Origin of the sequence: Moryella indoligenes (assembly GCF_030812885.1) — a bacterium.
Classification (GTDB): domain Bacteria; phylum Bacillota; class Clostridia; order Lachnospirales; family Lachnospiraceae; genus Moryella; species Moryella indoligenes.
Genome location: NZ_JAUSTO010000006.1, coordinates 43,073 through 65,387, shown reverse-complemented (window position 1 = coordinate 65,387; position 22,315 = coordinate 43,073). Strand labels below are relative to the sequence as shown.

Genomic DNA, 22,315 nt, shown 5'->3' with positions numbered 1-22,315 from the left:
TTACAACCGTATTTCCGTTTTTTGCAGGAGCTGCCGCCTGCGAAGCGCCGCAACGAGCAGGTGCTTCGCGAGCACCGCCGTCGTGACTGCCCCGATCCCGCCCGGAACCGGTGTCACGCCCGCTGCCCTGTCTTCAATTGCAGCCATGTCCACGTCCCCGCAGAGTGAGCCGTCCGCGCGCGCGTTGATGCCAATATCAATCACAGTGCAGCCCTCTGACACGCAGTCTGCGCCGATGAGCCCCGCCCTTCCGGCGGCGACCGCGAGTATCTGTGCCTTCCGGCACTCCTCCGGGAGCTGCGCCGTCTGCGTGTGACAGATGGTAACCGTCGCATTTTCCTTCAGAAAAAGCATCGCAAGAGTGCGTCCGACCACCAGACTTCTGCCCACGACGACAGCCCGCCGCCCCTTGATCGGAATATCATAGGTCTTCAGCGTCTCAATCGCTGCCTCCGCGGTGCAGGGGGCAAATCCCGCCGCCTCGCCCGCAAACACCCGCGCGATATTCACCGGAGAGATGCCGTCAAGGTCCTTCTCCGGGTCTATCTCCTCCTCCGCTCGCTTTGTACTGAGCTGCTCCGGAAGCGGCTTCAGGAGGAGTATGCCGTCGATCTCCGGATTTTTATTAATTTCCCGGAACGCCTGAAAAAAAACCTCCTCCGAAACATCTTCGGGGAAGATAAATTTTCTGGTCTTGAGACCAAAGCGTTCCATGCGATGCTCTGCGCCCCTCTCATAGGCAATCTGGTCTCCGCGCTCACCGACCCGCACGATCGCAAGTGTCGGCACATAGCCGGAAAGCTCGGCGAGCAGTTTCTCTGCCTCCGCACGAATCGAGGCGGAGACCTTCTTTCCCAGTAAACGTTCCATTGCAGCTCCTCTCTTAAAATCAGTATCATTTTACCACAGACCGGGCAGATATTCCGCTGTAAATACAGCTTATTTCACTCAGCTTCAGCTGCACCGCTGTATTATGCACCGAAGTCAGCTGCGTATTCCGATGCGCTGTTTGCTGTCACAGCGTCTGCACGCCTACCCCACTATTGCTTCAATTATCAAACGAAACGGAAATCAATATTAATTCTTAAATATGTAAAAATATGCACAAACTCATCACTGAATCCTCTGATATTTTTTAGAAATTTATCCCGCTGTTTTTTTTGCCAAAGCGCTTGCACGCCTCATATGAAAGATGTATATTTATTAATATTTCAACTGCGTTTCTACAGAGTCTTCCACTCTAAATGAAAGGGGTACTGTTATTATGAAAAAAGAGAAAGTAATACTCGCCTATTCGGGAGGCCTCGATACCACCGCAATTATTCCCTGGCTCAAGGAGCATTTTGACTATGATGTCGTCTGCTGCTGCATTGACTGCGGCCAGGAAAGCGAGCTCACGGGTCTCGATGAGAGGGCGAAGCTCTCCGGTGCGGCAAAGCTCTATGTCCTCGACGTGAATGATGAATTTGCAGAGGACTATATCATGCCCTGTGTAAAGGCCGGCGCTGTCTATGAAAATAAATATCTGCTGGGCACAAGCATGGCCCGCCCACTGATCGCAAAAAAGCTCGTCGAGATCGCCCGCAAGGAGAAGGCCGTCGCCATCTGCCACGGCGCCACAGGTAAGGGCAATGATCAGATCCGCTTTGAGCTCGGCATCAAGGCGCTCGCACCTGAGCTGAAGATCATTGCGCCGTGGCGCATGACGGACATCTGGCCCTTCCAGTCCCGTGAGGACGAGATCGCATACTGCCAGTCGAAAGGAATTGATCTTCCCTTTGACGCCTCCCACAGCTACAGCCGCGACCGCAATCTCTGGCACATCTCCCACGAGGGGCTGGAGCTGGAGCTGCCGGAGAATGAGCCGAACTATGACGAGCTCCTTGTGCTGGGCGTGACGCCGCAGAAGGCGCCGGATGAGGCGACTGAGGTCAGCATGTGCTTTGAAAAGGGTGTTCCGGTCAGCATCAACGAAAAACGCATGAAGGTTGCCGACATTATCCGCGAGCTGAATGCGCTCGGCGGGGCAAACGGTATTGGCATCATCGATATCGTCGAAAACCGCGTGGTCGGCATGAAATCCCGCGGCGTCTATGAGACTCCCGGCGGAACCATACTGATGGCTGCGCACGAGCAGCTGGAGGAACTGGTGCTGGATCGCGCCACCATGGAGACGAAAAAGGATCTCGGAAATAAATTTGCACAGATCGTCTACGAGGGCAAGTGGTTCACACCGCTCCGCGAAGCGATACAGGCCTTCATGGACGTGACACAGGAGGTCGTGACCGGCGAGGTGAAATTCAAGCTCTACAAGGGAAATATCATCAAGGCCGGCGAGAGCTCCCCCTACTCTCTCTACTCTGAGTCCCTCGCCTCCTTCACCACAGGAGAGCTCTACGACCACCACGATGCGGACGGCTTCATCACCCTCTTCGGTCTTCCGCTAAAGGTGCGCGCGCTGATGCAGCAGCAGCTCGCTGCAAAGGAGAAGAAGCTCATGGCGGAGACGGGCACGGCGGTGGAGACGACCGTGAGTCGCGTGAAGACCTCCGAAATAAAGAAAGCCGCTGCAAAGGCAGTCGCAAAGAGCAAAAAGAAAAAGGCGGCAAAGAAGCAGAGCGAAAAAGCAGAGTGAGATAAGACAGGAGACCGAAATGGAACAGCACTATCGTATAGAGCATGACTCCATGGGGGAGGTTCGGGTCCCCGCGGAGCGCTGCTGGGGCGCGCAGACGGAGCGCAGCCTGGAAAATTTCCGCATCGGCACAGAGAAGATCCCGGAGGAGATCATCCGGGCCTTCTCCTACTTAAAGCAGGCCGCTGCACTCGCAAATTTCCGGCTCGGAAGGCTGGATGAGCGGCGTATGAAGCTGATCTCCACGGTATGCGAAGAGATACGGGAGGGAACGCTCAGCGAAGAATTCCCGCTGGCAGTCTGGCAGACCGGAAGCGGCACACAGTCCAATATGAATGTAAATGAGGTCATCGCAAACCGCGGGAATACCCTCGCCGGAGAGAAACTGCTGCACCCGAACGACAGCTGCAATATGTCGCAGAGCTCCAACGATACCTTCCCGACCGCCATGCATATCGCGGCAGTCTGTGAGCTGGAGGACCATCTCCTGCCCTCGCTCGCACTTCTCACGCAGACCTTCGAGAGGCTGGAGCAGAAGTACCGCGGCATCGTAAAGTCCGGACGCACACACTTACAGGACGCCGTGCCGATCTCCTTTTCCCAGGAGATCAGCGGATGGCGCAGCTCTCTTCAGCGTGACGCGGAACTGATCCGCGCCACCATCCCGCCGCTCTCAGAGCTCGCGCTCGGCGGCACTGCCGTCGGCACGGGGCTGAATGCCCCGGAAGGCTTTGACCTCGAAGCGGCAAGAGCAGTCTCGGAGCTCAGCGGAAAGCAGTTCTCCACCGCAAAAAATAAGTACCACGCACTCAGCTCGAAATCTGAGCTTGTGCAAGCACACGGCGCGCTGAAGGCGCTCGCCGCGGACCTCATGAAGATCGCAAATGATATACGATGGCTTGCGAGCGGCCCCCGCTGCGGCCTCGGAGAGATCACAATTCCCGCAAACGAGCCCGGCAGCTCCATCATGCCGGGCAAGGTGAATCCGACGCAGTGCGAGGCAGTGACCATGGTCGCCGTGCAGGTCATGGCAAATGACTGCGCTGTCGGCCTTGCGGCAAGCCAGGGCAATTTTGAGCTGAATGTCTTCATGCCGGTGCTCATCTATAACTTTTTACAGTCTGTGCGCCTCCTCTCCGATGCGATGCGCTCCTTCAATGACAACTGCTGTGTCGGCATCACGCCAAATCGCGAGAAGATGCACGAAAACCTGCACCGCTCCCTCATGCTCGTGACCTGCTTAAATCCCTATATCGGCTACGAGAACGCCGCAAAAACTGCAAAGAAGGCCTTTCATGAGAATATCTCCCTCAGAGAGGCCTGCGTCGCACTCGGCTTTTTAAGTGCAGAGCGCTTTGATGAGGTGTTCCATCCGGAAGAGATGGCGGGAGAATAAATAATTGTAAGATAGAGGAAAGCAGAGCACTCACAAGAGTGCTCTGCTTTCCTCTATCTCCTCCCGCATAGCCGCAACACCGGGGCCACCCTTCGTATTCCTCTTCTCAATACAGCTCTTCATCGAGATCGCCTCATACACGTCCGTCTCAAACACCGGCGAATACTGCTTCAGTTCCTCAAGACTCAGCTCATCGAGCGACTTTCCCTCATCTAGGCAACGGAGCACCAGCTGCCCCACAATCCCGTGCGCGTCCCGGAAGGGCACGCCCTTTCCGACCAGATAGTCCGCGGCATCCGTCGCATTGGTGAAGCCGCCGCTTGCACTTCTCTCCATGCGCACACGGTTAAACTTCATCGCAGCGAGCATCCCTGCCATCAGCTGAAGGCTGTCAAGCACGGTGTCAATTGCATCAAAGGCCCCCTCCTTGTCCTCCTGCATGTCCTTGTTGTAGGCGAGCGGCAGTCCCTTCATAGTCGTGAGCAGCCCCATGAGATGCCCGTAGACCCGTCCGGTCTTTCCGCGTATCAGCTCCGCAATATCCGGATTCTTCTTCTGGGGCATAATACTGGAGCCCGTCGAGTAGCTGTCGTCCAGTTCCACGAAGCGGTATTCATTCGTATTCCAGATGATGATCTCCTCTGAGAGCCTGGACAGATGCATCTGCACCACAGAGAGAGCAGAGAGATATTCAATCAGATAATCTCTGTCACTCACCGAGTCCATGCTGTTTCTCGTCGCTCCGTCAAAATCCAGAAGCTTCGCGGTCTCAGCGCGATCCAGCGGGTAGGTCGTCCCGGCAAAGGCTCCCGCCCCCAGAGGGCAGAGATTCATGCGTCTTCTGCAGTCCCGCATGCGCTCCCGGTCACGCAGAAACATCTCAAAATAAGCTCCGAAGTGATGTGACAGTGTCGTCGGCTGTGCTTTCTGGAGATGTGTAAAGCCCGGCATCACCGTGTCTGTGTGCTCCTCCATGATGTGCAAAATCTCTGCAAGCAGCTGAGAGAGTCTCCTCTCCGTCTCTGTGAGCTCATCCCGTATATAGAGCTTCATGTCGAGCGCCACCTGATCGTTTCTGCTTCTTCCTGTGTGAAGCCTCTTCCCGGCATCTCCGATGCGCTCCGTCAGTGTCCCCTCGACAAAGGAGTGAATATCTTCATAGTCCGCACTGCTCTGAAAATTCAGCTTTCCGCTGCGAAGATCCTCTGCGATCTCCCGCAGTCCCTCTGTGATGCGCGTTCCATCCTCCCTGCTGATAATTCCGCAGTCCGCAAGCATGGTCGCATGCGCAATGCTTCCGCGAATATCCTGTTCCGCAAAGCGTCTGTCAAAGGACAGGGATTCATTGAATTCCTGAACCAGTCTGTCTGTCTGTTTTTTGAATCTGCCGCCCCAAAGCTTCATAGCTCATCCTTCCTTTCATCTTCGTAGAGCGTAAGCTCTATGAACACCTCCTCCATTCTGTCACTCCCCTGCGCCATCTCTGTGCCATCAGGGCTTATGCTGCGCGATCTGACGGGAATATTCAGTCCCTCCAGAAGCTGCTGCTCCGCGACTGAAAGTGCCTCCTCCGAAAAGAGTCCGGACTCCTGTGAATCCTCTTCATGCACGTCCTCTCCAGGCTCCGCGCTGCGCCGCTTTCTTTCATAAACCAGCAGGCCCGCGAAGCACAGCAGCATCAGCAGCGACAGCAGCGCCCCGTACTTCAGTCCGCGCGGCACATATCGAAACTCCAGTTCATGTGTCCCCGCCGGAAGCCTCACAGAGAGAAAAGCATCCATGCAGCGCTCTGCCTTCGTCGAAACGCCGTCCACCGTGATCTGCCAGCCCTCATCAAAGGGAATGGAACAGAACAGGAGACCGGAGCGCTCCGCCGTGACAGTCCCCTTCAGATAGCCATCTGAAAATTCCGTCAGTGTAAGCGGCGCGGTCACCAGCTTCTCCCTCAGCTCTCTGAGAGAATTGTAATTAAAGCGATAGATCCTTGCATCCAGATGCTCCGAGGAATTCTCATCCTTGTTTTCAAGTGTGACCCTGTCTCCCGGATGCAGAGTTCCGAGCTCAGCAAAGTATCTCCGCTTCAGATTGTCAAAGCTTCGTGTGATACCGGGCAGCTCCGCCTGTATCGCATCCACTCTCGCATTTCCGACAAACACATAGTACTCTCCCTCTGTGTCCGCCGTAAAGGAACTGATGCGTCCCTCCTCTGTCCCGGCAACCTCATCCAGCACGCCGCCGCAATTCATCAGCGCACAGAGATCGTTCTGCACATCCGCCGGATTCTCCAGCGTCCGCACCCAGCAATCCGTAAAATCTGCATTTACTAGAAACCCGAGAGGAAAGGTCGAGGGGTATTCGTAGAGGCAGCTCGTCCCGGACTGCGAAATCAGCTTCAGCTCCCGGTTATAGCTTTCTTCCGGATAGAACGCATATTTCACGTCCAGCAGCGCGTCCACAAGCGGCGTGGAGCCCGTAATGCTGTAGGCATTCACCGAGGACTCACAGCCGAGATCTCTCAGAAAATCCGAGAGCGCCTTATCTGCCGTAGAGGAAAAGAGCGAGACCGATGGGAAGTTCAGCCACGCGCCGTCGTCCTTGCTCTTCCGCCGTATCTTCTCAAAGCGGACGAACTCTCCCCTCGGCGCGCTGTCACGCAGGCTTATGATATCAGCATTATCCGCGGTATACTCCGTCCGGCTTGTGGTCGGCACACTGCTGATTGCAAAGTTCAGGCAGAGCTCCAGTCCGACCAGAGCTGTGAGCACTCTGCGCATCAGCCCCCTCTCAAAGTGACGCATCCGGATGAGCCGAAACAGGAGCGCATAGAGCGCCGTGAGCCCCAGTGCGGCATAATAGCTCCAGAAATAAAAATGCTTCTGATCCACAAACTCCTGACACAGCAGAATAAATCCGCTGCTCAGGAGAAATGCAAGCGCCATATCTCTCCGCGTATTTCCCCGCCACTGCTCTGCCGCACGATAGGAAATAAAGAGCACGAGGAAGATGTAGATAAAGCTCTGGCGCGCCGGCAGCGAGTTCGGGTAGTGAAACCCATGCCAGATGTAGTTCAGCACATTGATGGAAAAGCTCGCAAGAAAGAACATGAGCAGCAGTCCGTAGACCGCCTTCTCCTTCAGTGATATCCGGCGATTTGCGATATAGAGCAGCACCAGCTGATATACCGCAACGCCGCAATAGAGATTCGGCCAGTGGTCCAGCCCTATCTCCGTGTCGATATTCCCCATATGGCGCGCGAGCATATCCAGTATGGAGAAGTAGCTCTCAAAGCTCTTCGGAAAATGAAAGCTCCCCGACGCGGTACTCTGCAGTGCAAAGACCTCAGGCAGCAATATCACAGCTGCCAGTCCGCCCGCGATGATGGAGCAGAGAGCAAAGCGCCCCGCCGCCCTTACAAGCCGCATTCCGGAGATATCCTTCAGAACTGCCCACGCGGCGGCGTAGAGCAGCAGAAAGAGACATATCATGATGGAAATATAGTAATTGGATCCGATGCAGAGCGCCAGCAGCAGCGTATACGGAATACAGCTCTGCCCTTCCATGAGCCGCTCCATCGCGAGACAGATCAGCGGAAAGAGAAGTATACAGTCAAGCCACATCACGTTCCAGCTGTATGCCGCCATGTAGGCAGAAAGCGCATAGGCTGATCCGAAGAGCGCCGCAAAATATCGCTTCTCCCTGCTGTGGTGCAGGAGATAGCTTGTCATAGTGAGTCCGCAGAGCCCTGTCTTCAGCACCACCATGGCGGTGATAAATTCTATGATGTGGCGCTTCGGGCAGAGAACAATGAGCCAGTTCAGGGGACTCGCGAGATAATAGGCGTAAATTGCAGAGAAATTCACGCCGAGCCCCACATCCCAGCTGTAGAAGAGGCTCTCGCCGCTCCAGAGCTTATGCTGAAACTCAGAGAAGAAGGGGGCGTACTGATGATAGAGATCCGTCCGTAAAAAGCTCTCCTCCCCGAAGGGATATATGCCCCTCTGAGCGAAGATCAACAGCATCGCAAGCACAGGGAGAAGAAACGCCGTGAGCAGTATATATCGTCTTTGCATCCGTGTCTCAGGCAGCATACACTTCCTCCCTTCTGTCAGCTCCACTTATTTTGCGTACTTTGAGGGGACGATGCTTCCGTCCTCCCGGATGAAATAGCCGTAATAGCCCTCCGTCGCGTCGAGCAGCTTCATGCCCTCCCGCTCGCCCAGCGAGAAGCAGGAAGTGCTCAGCGCATCGCACTCCGCGGAGGAGGGTCCCACGACTGTAATTCCCTTCAGCCCGTTCTGATACGGCATTCCCGTCCTCGGATTCAGGATGTGGTGATAGCGCACGCCGTCCAAATCAAAACCTCGCTCGTAGTTGCCTGAGGAGACAACGGAGAGATCCTCGATCTCCAGTACCTTTATAACCTCGCTGCTGTCCTTCTCCGGCTTTCGTATGGCGATCTGAAAGGCCGCGCCGCCGGGCTTTTTCCCAAGGCAGAGCACATTGCCCCCGAGGTTGATGATGGCGCTTCGCACCCCTCTCTGAAGGAGATAGTCCTTCAGGCGATCCGCAATATATCCCTTTGCCACTGCGCCGGGATCCAGCTGCACGCGGTCGTCCGAAAAATGCAGCGTATTTCCCGTGATCGAGAGCTTGTGGTAATCCACCTCCGCGAGTGCCCTCTGAAGCTCCTGCTCCGCGGGCAGCTCCTTCCTGCCGCTCTGAAAATCCCAGAGCTGGCTCACCGGAAGCACCGTAATATCAAAGGCGCCCTCCGTCCACTCGCTGTAGCGGAGTCCCAGCTCCGCCACAGCGAGCAGATCCGGATCCGCCTCCCATTCTGTGATCCCTGCGGCTCTGTGATTCATATTCCAGAGGGCGCTGCCCTCCCTCGTCGGAGAAAACTCCTCCTCAAACTGCTCGCATAGCTGAAAAGCCCCGTCGAGTATCGCCTCGCTCTGGTGGTCGTACAGAGAAATTGCGATGACTGTATCAAAGAGAAAGCCGCTTCGCTCAAGCGGCTTCTGCTGCTCTCTTCCGTGCAGATAGAACAGATTTCCTGCAATCAGAAGAAAAAGTATGCAGGCCGCAGCGGGACACGCATACTTTTTCAGTAGATTCCGGTTCAAGGGTACCTCCGTGCCGTCAGTTCGCCTGGCTGTTGTTCTTCAGAATCACGTCGTGACTGCCGCCCTCAACGATAGAAGTGGAGGAGACGACAGTGAGTCTCGCCTTCTGCTGGAGCTCCGGAATGGAGAGCGCGCCGCAGTTGCACATGGTGGAGCGCACCTTGTAGAGTGTCGTCTGCACGCCCTCTGCAAGCGGACCCGCATAGGGAACATAGCTGTCCACGCCCTCCTCGAAGGAGAGCTTCTGTGCGCCGCCGAGATCGTAGCGCTGCCAGTTTCTCGCGCGGTTGGAGCCCTCGCCCCAGTACTCCTTCACATAATTTCCGTTGATGCGCATCTTATTGGTCGGGCTCTCGTCAAAACGGGCGAAGTAACGTCCCAGCATCACGAAATCCGCGCCCATGGCGAGCGCCAGTGTGATGTGATAATCGTGAACGATACCGCCGTCCGAGCAGATCGGAATATAGATGCCCGTCTGTTCAAAGTACTCATCTCTCGCCTTCGCGACCTCGATCACCGCGGTCGCCTGCCCTCTGCCGATACCCTTTGTCTCACGGGTGATGCAGATGGAGCCGCCGCCGATGCCGATCTTCACAAAATCCGCGCCGCACTTTGCGAGGAAGAGGAATCCGTCACGATCGACAACATTTCCCGCGCCGACCTTCACCTTATTTCCGTAGTACTCTCTGATCCATGCAAGGGTTCTGGCCTGCCACTCACTGTAGCCCTCGGAGGAGTCGATGCAGAGCACGTCTACCCCCGCGTCCACCAGAGCGGGAACGCGTTTCTCATAGTCCTTTGTATTAATGCCCGCACCGACGACATAGCTCTTGTTCTCGTCCAGAAGCTCATTCACATTCTCCTTGTGACTGTCGTAATCCTTGCGGAATACCATATACTGAAGATTGCCCGCCTCATCGACCAGCGGCAGAGAATTGATCTTATTGTCCCAGATGATGTCGTTGCAGTCGTGGAGACTCGTCGTGCTGGGTGCAGTGACGAGGCGCTCCAGCGGAGTCATAAATTCTGTGACCTTCAGATCCATCGACATGCGGGACAGGCGATAGTCTCTCGACGCCACGATACCGAGCAGCTTTCCGTGCGGGCCACCATCCTCTGTGATCGCAACCGTGGAATGTCCGGTCTGCGTTTTCAGCTCCAGCACATCAGAGAGGGTCGCGCTCGGAGGAAGGTTCGAATCGCTGGTGACAAAGCCCTTCTTATAGGCCTTCACTCTGCGCACCATATCTGCCTCGCTCTCGACGCTCTGTGAGCCGTAGATGAAGGACACGCCGCCCTGCTTAGCCAGAGCAATGGCCAGTTTGTCGCCGGAGACGGACTGCATCACCGCGGAAACCATGGGAATATTCATGGAAATGGGGCACTCCTCCTCTCCCTTTCTGAATTTCACAAGTGGTGTCCTGAGGCTCACGGCCGTGGGAACGCACTGTGCTGAGGAATAACCCGGAATCAGCAGATATTCGCCAAAGGTTCTTGAAGGTTCTTCGTAGTAGTATGCCATAGTCCCTCTCCTGTCAGTCTGAAAATTTGCGCGGGGCGTCAGGCGCTCTCGCGCTGCACATGTTGTCTGTCGGAACAAGCGCTCTCTCGGAGCATTGAACTCATTTTAACATTCTGTGCGAACTGAAACAAGGGCTTTCTGAATGACGCACACACAGTAATATAGCCGCCCCGAACGAAATAATATCGTTCGGAGGCGGCTGTCAGGCCTCACTGGCCTGTCGCAAAATGAAAGACCACTCCAATCACCGCGGAGGCAGCAAGGAAGAAAATGGGGTGCAGCTGGATCTTTTTCATGGCGACATAGAGCAATGCTGCCAGCAATACCGCCTTCCAGTGAATGAGTGAGAGAAGCGAGAGCGTCTTTTTATATGCCTCGACGTCCAGAAGTGCGAGCTTTCCCACCAAGAAGCAGGCCGCTGCGATGAGTCCCACCGAGGCGGGGCGCAGGCCGTAGAAGACTCCCTTCACATAGCGATTCTCCGAGAAGCGCTTCAAAAACTGCGCCACGATGATGATTACGATCACGGAGGGCGTGATGAGTCCCAGCGTCGCTGTCACTGCCCCGGGTCCCCCTCCTGTCGTAAAGCCCACGTAGGTCGCCATATTGACGCCCATCGGACCGGGCGTGGACTCGGAGACCGCCACCATATCCGCGAGATCCATGTGCGTGTACCAGCCGGTCGCGTCCGAAATATTATAGAGAAATGGGAGCGTCGCCAGGCCGCCGCCGACCGCAAAGAGACCCGCCTTAAAAAACTCAAAGAACAATCTCAGATACAGCATCATCCCTTCTTACCTCCCGCCCTGAGACTCAGGTAGATACCTGCTGCCGCCGAGAGCAGCACAAATATCACGGGGGAGATACCATAGAAGACAGAGCCAAAAAAGACAACGGAGAAAATGACGCGTGTGCTCATATCCACCACGCCCTTCCGGTAGAGCTTTGATACCGAGAGCAGAATCAGCACAAAGACCCCGACGCGGATGCCCGCAAAGGCATCCTTCACAACGGAAAGCTCCGCAAAATTCCGGATGAAGGCCGCAATGAGAGTGATGATAACAAGCGACGGAAACACCACGCCGAGGGTCGCCGCAATGCCGCCGGGAATCCCCCGCCTTTTATACCCCACAAAGGTTGCGGTATTCACGGCAATCACACCCGGCGTGCACTGCCCCACCGCGTAGTAGTCCATCAGCTCATCCTCTGTCGCCCAGTGGCGGTTCTCCACCACCTCCTTCTGAAGCATCGGGAGCATGGCGTATCCGCCGCCAAAGGTCAGTCCGCCGATGCGCGCGAAGGTAAGAAACATATCCAGTAATTCACTCATTCAGCCCGGAGCTCGCTCTTTCCTCCCATGTAGGGGCGCAGAACCTCCGGGATGCGGACGCTTCCGTCCTCCTGAAGATTGTTCTCAAGAAAAGCGATCAGCATGCGCGGCGGCGCGACCACCGTGTTGTTCAGGGTGTGTGCGAGATACTTTTTCCCGTCCTCCCCCTTCACGCGGATACGCAGTCTTCTCGCCTGTGCATCGCCGAGATTGGAGCAGCTGCCCACCTCAAAGTATTTTTTCTGCCGCGGGCTCCACGCCTCAACATCACAGGACTTCACCTTCAGATCTGCGAGGTCTCCGGAGCAGCACTCCAGCGTGCGGACCGGGATATCCAGAGAGCGGAACAGATCCACAGTGTTCTGCCAGAGCTTATCGTACCACGCCATGGAATCCTCCGGGCGGCAGATCACGATCATCTCCTGCTTTTCAAACTGATGAATGCGGTACACGCCGCGCTCCTCCAGACCATGCGCCCCCTTCTCCTTTCGGAAGCATGGGGAGTAGGAGGTCAGGGTGTAGGGAAGCTTCGCCTCCTCGTTCAGCGTATCGATGAAGCGCCCTATCATGGAGTGCTCGCTGGTTCCAATGAGGTACAGATCCTCTCCCTCGATCTTGTACATCATGGCCTCCATCTCCGGGAAGCTCATGACACCGGTCACGACGTTGGAGTGAATCATATAGGGCGGAATCACATAGGTGAAGCCGCGGTCTATCATGAAATCTCTCGCGTAGGCGAGCACAGCGGAGTGAAGTCTCGCGATATCTCCCATCAGATAGTAGAAACCGTTGCCTGCGACCTTGTGCGCAGCGTCGAGATCAATTCCCGAAAAGCGCTCCATGATCTCCGTGTGATAGGGAATTTCATATTCCGGAACGACCGGCTCCCCGTACTTCTGGATCTCCACATTGCAGGAATCGTCCCTGCCGATCGGCACAGAGGCATCGATCATCTGCGGAATCACCATCATGATGCTGCGGATCTTTTCCGTGATCTCAGCCTCCTTCGGCTCCAGCTCGGAGAGACGGGCATTCAGTGCGGCGACTTCGCGCTTTACCTCCTCTGCCTCCTCCTTCTTTCCCTGTCCCATCAGGGCGCCGATCTGCTTGGAGATGCGGTTCTTCTTTGCGCGGAGCTCGTCCGCCTCCGCCTGCGTCCTTCTGCTCTCCTCATCGAGGGCGATCACCTCGTCCACAAGAGGCTGCTTTTCGTCCTGAAATTTCTTGCGGAGATTCTCCTTGACTGCCTCCGGATTCTCTCTCAGAAATCTGATATCAATCATGCTCTTCCTCCAACTCATTCTTCATATGCCCGCTACGGCATCGCGATTTGTCTGCCATTGTACAACGAAATGCCCTGCAGTTCAAGCGACAGCGCGGCGTTCGGAAGCGGCGCAGCTACCGGATAAGCAGTCCCAGAAAGCCGTAGGACACGATCGCCATAATCACCGTCGCCAGCAGCACCCCCAGAAGAATCGCCGCCAGCGCCTTTCTCTGCTTCATCTCCATGAGGCTCGCGATCATGACTCCTGTCCATCCGCCGGTACCTGGAAGCGGAATGCCGACAAACAGCAGCAGACCCAGAAATTCCCCCCGTGCGAGTGCCTCAGACTTATGCGCCGCCCGGCGCTCCAGCCGCTCTACGAGAGGACGAAGGAGCGAAATTCGCTTCATAAGAGCAAACACCCGCTTTAAAAAAAGCAGAAGCAGGGGCATGGGCAGGAGATTCCCCAGCACCGCGAGCGGAATGGCCCGCCACATATCCACATTGAGGAGCGAGGCAACCAGAAGTCCGCCCCTGCACTCCAGGATTGGAAACAGAGATACGATAAAGACGACCGCCTCCGGAGAGAGCCTCTCTCCGAGCGTCGCCGCAAACCAGCCCGCAATTGCTTCCATCTTCTATACTTCCCTCTCTTCTCTGTCCCCTGTCTCCATCACCAGAAGGCCGCTCCGCTCCCTGCTCTGAAAACGAATGATGCCCTCCTCCTCCGCCAGCTCATTGCTGATGGTGCGCGAGGGCGAAGTCTCATAGCTCAGCGTAAAGTGCTCAAGCGGGTAGCGAAAGCCCATGAGCGTCAACCCCTCGACGCTGCCGCCAACCGGCAGCAGACCAATATAGCGTCCCCACTGCTCCGCCCGCCGTATCTTAAGTACCGCCTCTCCGCTCTCTCCCGGCACCACGCAGCGTATCCGGTTCAGGGGATCCAGAAGAACGAGGGAAATGTTTTGCAACGCTGCGCTGTAGCAGAGCCGTATGTTCGCAAGCAGATGATCTGCTCTTCCGCCGAGCGCTCCCAGCACAGTGAGCTCCCGCACCCCCCGCGCTGCCATTACCTCGATACAAAGCTCCAGATCTGACGCATCCTTCACAGGGTTGTGGCGCAGCAGTTCAAGCTCTTTTCGATTCTCATAGCGGTCAAGGAGCTCCGGCCGCAGGGAGTCAAGATCCCCGACAAGCAGAGAAGGGATTCTTCCGATGGCGTCCAGTATCTCCAGCCCTGCGTCCGCGGCTGCGAGGCAGAGCGCTCCGGTTCCCCGGCGTTCCTCCTCCGCAAGTATTTTTTCAGCAAAGGCGGGCGTCAGTGAGCCGCCCGCGATGATAATCCCCTTTTTTGCCATTTGTTCCGCCATTTCAGCGCGCTTTCTCCCCTTCATATACACGGAGAATTTCCTGCAGTGCAGCGACATTACCCGCGATATCTCCGTTGAACACTGCAGAGCCCGCGACAATATTGTCTGCACCGGCACGCAGCACCGGCAGCAGCGTATCTGTGTTGATCCCGCCGTCCACCTGGATGGAGAGCTCAGGATTCCTCCGCTCCGCCATGGCGCGAAGACGCCGTATCTTATCCGTACAGTAAGGGATATACCTCTGTCCGCCAAAGCCCGGGTTTACCGACATGATGAGCACCATCGAGAGCTCCGGCAGCAGCTCCTCCACCGCCTGCAGAGGAGTCGCCGGATTCAGCGCAACTGCGGCTTTGGCTCCACTCTGCTTTATGTGCGTGATGGTTCGGTCCAGGTGACGACAGGCCTCCGCGTGCACAGTAATAATATCTGCGCCCGCAGCCCGGAAATCGTCCACATAGCGGTCCGGCTCCGTCACCATGAGATGTGCGTCCAGCGTGAGCTCCGTGAAGCGCCGTATGGACTTCAGCACCGGCATTCCAAAGGAAATACTCGGCACAAAGTCGCCGTCCATCACGTCGTAGTGAAGATTTTTTATGCCGCACTGCTCCAGCAAATGTATCTCCTCTCCCAGCCGCGTAAAATCCGCGGACAGGAGGGAGGGTGATAAAATATAGTTCATCCGTATCTTCTCCTCTCGGAAATTTCCTTCATAAGCCTCTCATAGCTCTGATAGCGGCTCTGTGAGATCTCCCCGGTCTCCACCGCGCGCTTCACTGCGCAGTCCGGCTCGGAGAGATGACGGCAGCCCGTAAAGCGGCAGCTGCCCTCCCATCTCCATATCTCGGGAAAAAGCTCCCTCAGCTCGTCTGCCTCCGCCTCCACCCACACGCTGGTGAAACCCGGTGTGTCCAGAAGATAGCTGTCCTCCCCCATGGGAAAGAGCTCCGTGTGCCTTGTGGTCTGCTTTCCGCGGGATATCTTCCGGCTGATCTCTCCTGTCTCCATCGCCGCATCGGGACAGAGCAGATTCGTGAGCGAGGACTTGCCGACACCGGAGGGACCCGCGAGCACCGTAGTCCTGCCGCGGAGCCAGTCCCGCAGCGCCTCCATCCCCTCACCGGTCCGCGTGCTGAGAGAGAGGACCGGATAGCCCGCCTTATGATAGATCTCCGCATAGCTTTCGAGCGCATTCTCTGTGTCCAGATCCGCTTTATTCCAGAGTATCGCCGCCGGGATATGCTGCCGCTCCATGGTGAGCAGATACTCATCCAGCAGGTAAAGCTGCGGATCGGGCTGTCGCAGCGCCAGCACAACCAGTGCCTGATCCACATTGCTGACCGCGGGCCGTATCAGAACATTTTTTCTGGGGTAGATCTCCTCGATGCTACCCTCACTCTTCTCAGTCTGCGCCTCCTCCACACGGACAAGATCGCCCACCAGCGGCTTTAAGCCCGCCTTCCGGAAGGCCCCCCGCGCCTTACACATACAGCGCCTCCCGCTGCTCTCCACCACATAGAAGCCTGCGATTCCCTTGATGATTTTACCCTGCATCGCTCACTGCACCTTGAAAAACTGCACTTCATAGCTCTGAAGCACTGTGCCTGTATCCGTCTGCAAAATCTCCACGTAGCCTGTATCCACGCCGTACACGCCCTCAATTGCCTTGAAGCGCACGGGCATAATGGTATCCGCCGTCACAGTGCGCGGCTCCATCAGAGTCTGATAGACGCTCTGCCCGCCCACTTCCTGTCGAAGCCGTATCATCACGGTCACACTGGAACTGGAAGCGCCCGGTCCGATCAGATTTGAGAGCTCATAGGTATTGTTGATTGAGGCCACATAGCGTGAGTTCGAATCTCCGCTGATCGGCTCCACGCTGTAGATTGGCACAGAGCCGTCATCATCCGAAGGGCCGCTGCTCACGACATAATCCACTGCGCTCTCGCCGAGCACAATGCTTCCCGCGTCAATGCCCTGAGAGATAATGATGCCCTCTGCGACCGTGGTACTGTGCACCTGACTCACTGTACCCGGCTGCAGCCCTGCCTTTAAAAGCTTCTGCCTCGCCTGATCCTCCCTGTCTCCGATGAGATTCGGCACGACGGCATCCTTAAGCTCCCTGCCGAGGCTCACCTTGAGGGTAACCACATCCCCCTCCTTCGCGCGAAGCGGGCTGTAGTCAATCACCTTCCCCTCCGGGACGGTCTCACTGTGTTCATCCACAATCTGCACTTCAAAGCCCGCATCCCTCAGTGCGGACTCTGCCTCGCTCTCATTCAGCTCTGTGAGCTTCAGCTCTGCAAGCTCTGTCTCCGCACTTCCGAGGCTCAGTGTGACCTCGGCCTTTGCGTTCTTCTGAAGCTTTTCTCCTGCCTCCGGCTTCTGCTCCATGACGAGATCCTTTGCAAACTGCTCCGAGTGCTCCCGCTTTGTCACAGTGAGTAAAAGGCCGCTCTCCGCGAGCTTCCTCTCTGCCTCCTGCTGAGAGAGTCCTATGATATAGGGCATGTAGCTCTCCTGCCCCTGCTCTTCCGTCTCCTGCGCCACTGCGGCGCCGCTCTGCGGAGCGTGCTTCCGGAAGACACCGGAGAAAACCGCCAGCATAGAGAGTGCAGCCACTGCAACTGCCACCGCAAGAATCATACCGACCGTCTTCAGCATACGGTTCAGCCCTGCGTCCTCGCTCTCCTCCTCAGATGTCTGCTTTGCGGGCTCCGCCTTTCTGCTCTTTCTTCCAGCCACTGAGCGTATCTCCGCCATTTCCTGTTTGCTGAGCATTCTGGTGCTGCCATCACTTGCAGCTTCAGACGCCGTGCCCGGCGGAAGCTCATCCGGACGCTCCTGCACCGCCTTCATGTCTGCGATCAGCGCATCCACATTCTGGTAGCGCGCCTCCGGATCCTTGGCGCAGCACTTCAGGATGATCTTCTCAAGCCCCGCTGGAATGTCCGGATTGTATACACTGGGAGGTGTCATGGTCTCCTCTATATGCGAGAGCGCCACCGAAACTGCGGTATCCCCCTGAAAGGGCAGCCGTCCCGTGAGCATCTCATAGAGCGTGACGCCCAGAGAGTAGATATCACTTCTCTCATCCGTGAACTCGCCCTTTGCCTGCTCCGGAGAGATATAGTGCACGGAGCCCATGGCCTGGGAACTGACCGTCTGGGAACTCACTGCCCGGGCGATGCCGAAATCTGCAACCTTTACCTTGCCATCCCTTGACAGTATCATGTTCTGAGGCTTCACATCGCGGTGGATGATTCTTCTCTCATGCGCCGCGCCGATGCCCCGTGCGACCTGCGTCGCAATGCCGACGGCCTCTGAAATACCGAGCTTTCCTTTCTGAAGGATATACTCCTTCAAAGTGATCCCGTCCACAAGCTCCATCACAATGTAGTGGAGCTCCTCCTCATCCACAACATCATAAATATTCACAATATTCGGATGGTTCAGGGCTGCGGCGGCCTGTGCCTCGTACTTAAATTTCCGCACAAATTCCTCATCCGAACAGAATTCCTTCTTCAGCAGCTTGATCGCGACATCGCGGTTCAGCTTATGGCAGTGCGCACGGTATACCTCTGACATTCCGCCGCTGCCAATGAGATCCAGAATCTCATAGCGATTCTGCAGATACACGCCCGGTCTGAGTGTCATCGTCTCGCCTCCTCTCCCGCAAGCTGGACCAGCACAGCAGAAATATTGTCTCTGCCTCCCGCGGTATTTGCTGCGTGAATCAGCGCGCGCACAGCGTCCTCCGGCTCCTGATGCTTCCGGAGCAGCTCTGCGATCTCCGCGTCCGTCACCATATTGGTGAGCCCGTCCGTGCAGAGCAGCAGGGCACTACAGCCCGTGAGTGGCAGCTCAAATACATCTGCATCCGCGCTCTCTGCGATCCCGACAGCCCTGGTAATGATATTTTTATTCTGATAGTACTGCTCACTCCCGCGCTCCAGCTTCCCCGCGCTGACCATCTCCTCCACATAGGAGTGATCCCGCGTCACCTGGCGCAGCGCGCCGCCCTCCTCCACGGCATAGAGACGGCTGTCCCCGATGTTGAAGACACAGGCGGTCTCCTCCTCCGTAAAGGCAGCGACAAGCGTGCTGCCCATGCCGGAGAGCTCTTCCCTCTCCTCCGCCTCGCGGAAGAGACTCAGATTGGTCTCCCCAATGGCCTGCCGCAGCGCCCTCAGAGGAACCGTCTCCTCTCCGCTCTGCAGCGCGGCTACCAGACGGTCCACCAGCATTCTGGAGCAGTAGTCCCCTGCCTGATGTCCGCCCATTCCGTCTGCCACTATAAAAAGATTCGGCAGCGCGCCCACGGGCGCTGTGCTGCTGAATACCGTATCCTGATTTGATTCCCGGACCAATCCTGTGTCCGTCAGTGCTGCTGCTCTCATTCTCGCATCCTCTGTCTCTGTAGCTGTGCCGGGCCGACCTCTTCGGGCATCCTCCCTCAGTCCCGGGATTCACAGCCCTTCTGTGCCAGGGGCTCCCTCTGTTTTTTTCTCCGTCTCTACTCTGTAGCGGCGGCGCAGCTGCCCGCAGGCTCCGTCGATATCCCGTCCCATTTCTCTTCTAATAGTAACATTTATCCCGCTCTTTTCAAGAAGCTTCTTGAAGCGCAGAACCGCCTCCGGCGCAGACTCCCGCCAGCTTCTCTCCACCACGGGATTCACCGGAATCAGGTTCACATGCCCCCTTCTTCCACGAAGCAGACGTATGAGCTTCTCCGCCTCTGCCTCCGTATCATTCACACCCGAGACGAGACTGTACTCATAGCTCACCCGCCGCCCCGTCTTCTCAAAATAGTACCTGCAGGCATCCAGCACCTCTGCGATGCTGTAGCGATTCGCGATCGGCATCAGAGAGCGCCGCGTCGCATCCTCCGCCGCGTGCAGTGAGAGAGCCAGCGTGACCTGCAGCCCCTCTTCGGCAAATTTCCGTATTCCGGGGACTATGCCGCAGGTGGATACTGTGATATTTCTCTGGCTGATGTTCAGCCCCCGCTCATCACTCACCATGTGAAGAAAGCGGATCAGATTGTCGTAATTGTCCATCGGCTCTCCGGAGCCCATCACAACAATGTTGGAGACCCTCTCCCCGGTATCTGCCTCGATGCGGTAGATCTGATCCAGCATCTCCCCGGCGCTCAGGTTCCGCTCCAGCCCGTCCACTGTGGATGCGCAGAAGCGACAGCCCATGCGACAGCCGACCTGAGAGCTGATGCATACGCTGTTTCCGTGATGATAGCGCATGAATACGCTCTCGATGCAGTTTCCGTCGCGAAGCTCAAAGAGATATTTTCTTGTGCCGTCAAGCTCTGATTCCTGCACCGTCACAGGCTTCAGGCTGTAGAACAGCTGCGCTGCAGCAAACTTCTCCCGGAGACTCCTCGGAAGATTGCTCATCTCATCGAGCGAAGCCGCTTTTTTCTTATGCAGCCACTCATAGAGCTGTTTTCCGCGAAAGGCGGGCTCTCCCAGACTCCTCACGTACTCCCCCAGCTCCTCCGGGGACATGGAACGCAAATCCTTCATTTCCTTCACCTTGCTTTTTGAAATACAGAAAAGAAAAAGCCGTCACAGGGTAATGCTCCCGGCAGCAGCTGCATCCAGCCCTCCGCGAGAGTATCAGCCCCCGGAATGCCCTTGAGAGCAGCCAGTCTGTCCCGCAGATCAACGGGGCCAAGCTCCGGATACTCCGCCAGCAGCCAGCGTCTGTTCTCCTGATTTTCCTCCTCCGTAATGGTACAGGTGGAAAAGAGCAGACGCCCGCCCGGCTTTACATAGGCCACAGCATTCTTAAGAAAGCGTCTCTGAAGCGCTGCCAGCTCTGCGATGCTCTCTTCCTTCAGCCGCAGCTTGATATCCGGCTTGCCGCCGAGCACGCCGAGCCCCGAGCAGGGAAGATCCGCGATCACGAGATCTGCCTCTCCGACAAGCTCAGGCTTAAGCGCTTCCGCATCCCATAGCTCCGGGTGTATGATCCCCGCAAAGCCGCAGCGCGCCGCATTCTCCCGCACGAGGGCAAGCTTCCGCTCCGAGATATCAAAGCTGCGTATCTCCCCTGCGCCTCGCATGAGATCCGCAGCTGCAAGGGACTTTCCTCCCGGTGCGGCGCAGAGATCTATCACACGCTCCCCCGCTGCGGGGGCTGCTGCCATCACGGCGAGCGCCGAGCTCAGATCCTGCACAAAGACGACTCCGCTTTCGATATAAGAGAGCGCTGCCGCCCCCTCTGCTGCCTCCGTACTGTAGATATCCGGGCAGCAGGCCGAGCGCTTCCAGAGCTTCTCCCGTCCTTTCTCCGGAAACTGCACACCGTCCTTTTCGAGTGCCGTTCGGTTCACATGGACAGAAAGCCCGCGGGGCGCAAGAAAAGCCGTCAGGATCTGCTCCGCGAGAGCGCTTCCGTACTGCCCCTCAAGCCGTGCGGCAATCCAGGCCGGACAGGCCCGGCGAAGCCCCAGCTCCGCATGCCCTGAAAGCGCCGCGAGAAGGCTCTCCCGCTCCTGCGCAATGCGGCGCAGCACGGCGTTCACAAAGCCCTTCAGACCGCGCAGACCGCGCTTCTCCGTGAGCCGCACAGCCTCGTTGGTCACGGCATGTGCCGGAACCCGATCGAGAAAGAGAAGCTGATAGACGGAGAGCCGCAGGATGTTTCGTATCACCGGCTTCATCTTTTTTGTCTTCACGCTGGAACAATGATCCAGAGCCCAGTCAAGCTGTATGAGACGCTCCAGACTTCCATGCACCAGACGTCCAAAAAAAGCACGGTCCTCCGGCGCCATCCAGGCATACTTCTCCCGGGCGCTGTTTAAGACCGTGTGAGAAAACTGACCTTCCTCCGTGACCGCCATGAGACAGTCCAGAGCAACGGAACGGGCACTTACTTCAGTCACGGCGTCTTCTTCCTCCGAACAGAATCAAAAGTCTCATGAGCTGCAGAAGCGATGCCGCGGCAGCAGCCACATAGGTCAGCGCAGCCGCAGTCAGAACCTCACGCGCCTGCCGCTTCTCCCCTGCCGGGAGTATGCCCGTCTCACTGAGCTGTATCAGCGCGCGGCGGCTCGCATCAAATTCCACAGGCAGCGTGATCAGCTGAAAGATCACAGCCAGACTGAAGAGGAGTATCCCCCAGGACATCAGATTGTAACCCAGATAAGCCCCGCTCTGTGCGAGCAGCAGACCGATCAGGATCATGGGCCAGCTTAATCGGGAACCGAGATTCGCCAGCGGCACAAAGGCGGAGCGAAAGCGCAGCGGAAAGTAGCTCCGGTTGTCCTGAATCGCATGGCCGCACTCATGAGCCGCGACACCGATCGCCGCAACACTGGTTGAGCTGTAAATAGACTCCGAGAGCCTCACAATCTTCTTCGACGGATCATAGTGATCCGTGAGCTGTCCGGGAACTGGCTGCACGGCGACATCATAGATGCCGTTGGCGGCCAGGATGCGCTCTGCGACCTCTCTTCCCGTGAGGCCGGAGCTGCTGCGTATTTGCGCGTACTTCGTAAAGCTGCTGTTCATCCTCGCGGATGCGAGCATGGTGATTCCGATGCCGATCAACACCAGAATATAAGTCCAGTCAAGTCCGTAGTAACCATAGCCATACATAGGGCAGACACCTCCTTCTTTAAGCGACCGCCGTCGTAAGGACGATCCCGCCGCCT

18 protein-coding genes and 1 pseudogene are annotated in these 22,315 nt (G+C 56.8%); 2 read left to right on the top strand and 17 right to left on the bottom strand.

Annotation, left to right across the window (positions count from 1 at the left end):
- The gene (locus J2S20_RS05995; protein WP_307254201.1) at positions 1-870 is read right to left on the bottom strand and encodes a bifunctional 5,10-methylenetetrahydrofolate dehydrogenase/5,10-methenyltetrahydrofolate cyclohydrolase; all 870 of its coding nucleotides are present in this window, start codon (positions 868-870) and stop codon (positions 1-3) included.
- Positions 871-1,264: 394 nt separating this feature from the next.
- On the opposite strand from J2S20_RS05995, the pseudogene J2S20_RS05990 reads away from it, so the two are divergent.
- Together J2S20_RS05990 and fumC are read left to right on the top strand one after the other, a co-directional pair.
- Positions 1,265-2,476 (top strand): annotated as a pseudogene (locus J2S20_RS05990) (argininosuccinate synthase); the annotation flags it as partial.
- A gap of 178 nt (positions 2,477-2,654) precedes the next feature.
- Entirely contained in the window at positions 2,655-4,031 is a 1,377-nt protein-coding gene (gene fumC, locus J2S20_RS05985) for a class II fumarate hydratase (protein ID WP_106612641.1), read from the top strand.
- Positions 4,032-4,061: 30 nt separating this feature from the next.
- Here the strand turns inward: fumC and argH are convergent, their stop codons facing one another.
- From argH to J2S20_RS05905, 16 genes are all read right to left on the bottom strand, one after another.
- Positions 4,062-5,435, bottom strand: coding sequence for an argininosuccinate lyase (gene argH, locus J2S20_RS05980; protein WP_307254198.1), 1,374 nt, complete (start codon positions 5,433-5,435; stop codon positions 4,062-4,064).
- The gene (locus tag J2S20_RS05975) at positions 5,432-8,119 is read right to left on the bottom strand and encodes a YfhO family protein (RefSeq protein WP_307254196.1); all 2,688 of its coding nucleotides are present in this window, start codon (positions 8,117-8,119) and stop codon (positions 5,432-5,434) included. The genes argH and J2S20_RS05975 overlap by 4 nt, the downstream gene beginning before the upstream one ends.
- Before the next feature lie 27 nt (positions 8,120-8,146).
- Positions 8,147-9,157, bottom strand: a complete 1,011-nt coding sequence (locus tag J2S20_RS05970; RefSeq protein ID WP_307254194.1) for an FAD:protein FMN transferase — start codon at positions 9,155-9,157, stop codon at positions 8,147-8,149.
- A gap of 16 nt (positions 9,158-9,173) precedes the next feature.
- Positions 9,174-10,679 (bottom strand): IMP dehydrogenase, encoded by a 1,506-nt coding sequence (locus tag J2S20_RS05965; RefSeq protein ID WP_307254192.1) that lies wholly within the window; start codon positions 10,677-10,679, stop codon positions 9,174-9,176.
- Positions 10,680-10,888: 209 nt separating this feature from the next.
- Positions 10,889-11,467, bottom strand: a complete 579-nt coding sequence (locus J2S20_RS05960) for a chromate transporter (RefSeq protein WP_211292249.1) — start codon at positions 11,465-11,467, stop codon at positions 10,889-10,891.
- On the bottom strand, positions 11,464-12,009 hold the full coding sequence (locus J2S20_RS05955; protein WP_106612645.1) for a chromate transporter: 546 nt from the start codon (positions 12,007-12,009) through the stop codon (positions 11,464-11,466). Before J2S20_RS05955 ends, J2S20_RS05960 begins: the two co-directional genes overlap by 4 nt.
- Entirely contained in the window at positions 12,006-13,292 is a 1,287-nt protein-coding gene (gene serS / locus J2S20_RS05950; protein WP_106612646.1) for a serine--tRNA ligase, read from the bottom strand. The genes J2S20_RS05955 and serS overlap by 4 nt, the downstream gene beginning before the upstream one ends.
- Positions 13,293-13,407: 115 nt before the next feature.
- Entirely contained in the window at positions 13,408-13,908 is a 501-nt protein-coding gene (locus J2S20_RS05945) for a COG2426 family protein (protein WP_307254190.1), read from the bottom strand.
- Positions 13,909-13,911: 3 nt separating this feature from the next.
- Entirely contained in the window at positions 13,912-14,643 is a 732-nt protein-coding gene (locus J2S20_RS05940) for a thiamine diphosphokinase (RefSeq protein ID WP_307254187.1), read from the bottom strand.
- 1 nt (position 14,644) lies between these two features.
- Positions 14,645-15,322, bottom strand: coding sequence for a ribulose-phosphate 3-epimerase (gene rpe / locus J2S20_RS05935; RefSeq protein WP_307254185.1), 678 nt, complete (start codon positions 15,320-15,322; stop codon positions 14,645-14,647).
- A complete protein-coding gene (gene rsgA, locus J2S20_RS05930) occupies positions 15,319-16,194 on the bottom strand; it encodes a ribosome small subunit-dependent GTPase A (protein WP_307254183.1) in 876 nt (291 codons plus the stop codon). The genes rpe and rsgA overlap by 4 nt, the downstream gene beginning before the upstream one ends.
- A 3-nt stretch (positions 16,195-16,197) precedes the next feature.
- Positions 16,198-18,297, bottom strand: coding sequence for a Stk1 family PASTA domain-containing Ser/Thr kinase (pknB, locus tag J2S20_RS05925; protein ID WP_307254181.1), 2,100 nt, complete (start codon positions 18,295-18,297; stop codon positions 16,198-16,200).
- A complete protein-coding gene (locus J2S20_RS05920; protein ID WP_307254179.1) occupies positions 18,294-19,040 on the bottom strand; it encodes a Stp1/IreP family PP2C-type Ser/Thr phosphatase in 747 nt (248 codons plus the stop codon). The genes pknB and J2S20_RS05920 overlap by 4 nt, the downstream gene beginning before the upstream one ends.
- A gap of 69 nt (positions 19,041-19,109) precedes the next feature.
- Complete coding sequence (gene rlmN / locus J2S20_RS05915) at positions 19,110-20,180, bottom strand: dual-specificity RNA methyltransferase RlmN (RefSeq protein WP_307254177.1); 1,071 nt, start codon at positions 20,178-20,180, stop codon at positions 19,110-19,112.
- 5 nt (positions 20,181-20,185) lie between these two features.
- Positions 20,186-21,544: a 16S rRNA (cytosine(967)-C(5))-methyltransferase RsmB gene (gene rsmB, locus J2S20_RS05910; RefSeq protein ID WP_307254174.1), complete on the bottom strand. Its 1,359-nt coding sequence runs from the start codon at positions 21,542-21,544 to the stop codon at positions 20,186-20,188.
- Positions 21,537-22,259, bottom strand: a complete 723-nt coding sequence (locus J2S20_RS05905) for a zinc metallopeptidase (RefSeq protein WP_106612655.1) — start codon at positions 22,257-22,259, stop codon at positions 21,537-21,539. Before J2S20_RS05905 ends, rsmB begins: the two co-directional genes overlap by 8 nt.
- Between the last annotated feature and the right edge of the window lie 56 nt (positions 22,260-22,315).

Coding starts and splice junctions, on each gene's coding strand:
- J2S20_RS05995 (WP_307254201.1), bottom strand. CDS start 870: ATGGAACGTTTACTGGGAAAGAAGGTCTCCGCCTCGATTCGTGCGGAG.
- fumC (WP_106612641.1), top strand. CDS start 2,655: ATGGAACAGCACTATCGTATAGAGCATGACTCCATGGGGGAGGTTCGG.
- argH (WP_307254198.1), bottom strand. CDS start 5,435: ATGAAGCTTTGGGGCGGCAGATTCAAAAAACAGACAGACAGACTGGTT.
- J2S20_RS05975 (WP_307254196.1), bottom strand. CDS start 8,119: ATGCTGCCTGAGACACGGATGCAAAGACGATATATACTGCTCACGGCG.
- J2S20_RS05965 (WP_307254192.1), bottom strand. CDS start 10,679: ATGGCATACTACTACGAAGAACCTTCAAGAACCTTTGGCGAATATCTG.
- J2S20_RS05960 (WP_211292249.1), bottom strand. CDS start 11,467: ATGATGCTGTATCTGAGATTGTTCTTTGAGTTTTTTAAGGCGGGTCTC.
- J2S20_RS05955 (WP_106612645.1), bottom strand. CDS start 12,009: ATGAGTGAATTACTGGATATGTTTCTTACCTTCGCGCGCATCGGCGGA.
- serS (WP_106612646.1), bottom strand. CDS start 13,292: ATGATTGATATCAGATTTCTGAGAGAGAATCCGGAGGCAGTCAAGGAG.
- J2S20_RS05945 (WP_307254190.1), bottom strand. CDS start 13,908: ATGGAAGCAATTGCGGGCTGGTTTGCGGCGACGCTCGGAGAGAGGCTC.
- J2S20_RS05940 (WP_307254187.1), bottom strand. CDS start 14,643: ATGGCGGAACAAATGGCAAAAAAGGGGATTATCATCGCGGGCGGCTCA.
- rpe (WP_307254185.1), bottom strand. CDS start 15,322: ATGAACTATATTTTATCACCCTCCCTCCTGTCCGCGGATTTTACGCGG.
- rsgA (WP_307254183.1), bottom strand. CDS start 16,194: ATGCAGGGTAAAATCATCAAGGGAATCGCAGGCTTCTATGTGGTGGAG.
- pknB (WP_307254181.1), bottom strand. CDS start 18,297: ATGACACTCAGACCGGGCGTGTATCTGCAGAATCGCTATGAGATTCTG.
- J2S20_RS05920 (WP_307254179.1), bottom strand. CDS start 19,040: ATGAGAGCAGCAGCACTGACGGACACAGGATTGGTCCGGGAATCAAAT.
- rlmN (WP_307254177.1), bottom strand. CDS start 20,180: ATGAAGGATTTGCGTTCCATGTCCCCGGAGGAGCTGGGGGAGTACGTG.
- J2S20_RS05905 (WP_106612655.1), bottom strand. CDS start 22,259: ATGTATGGCTATGGTTACTACGGACTTGACTGGACTTATATTCTGGTG.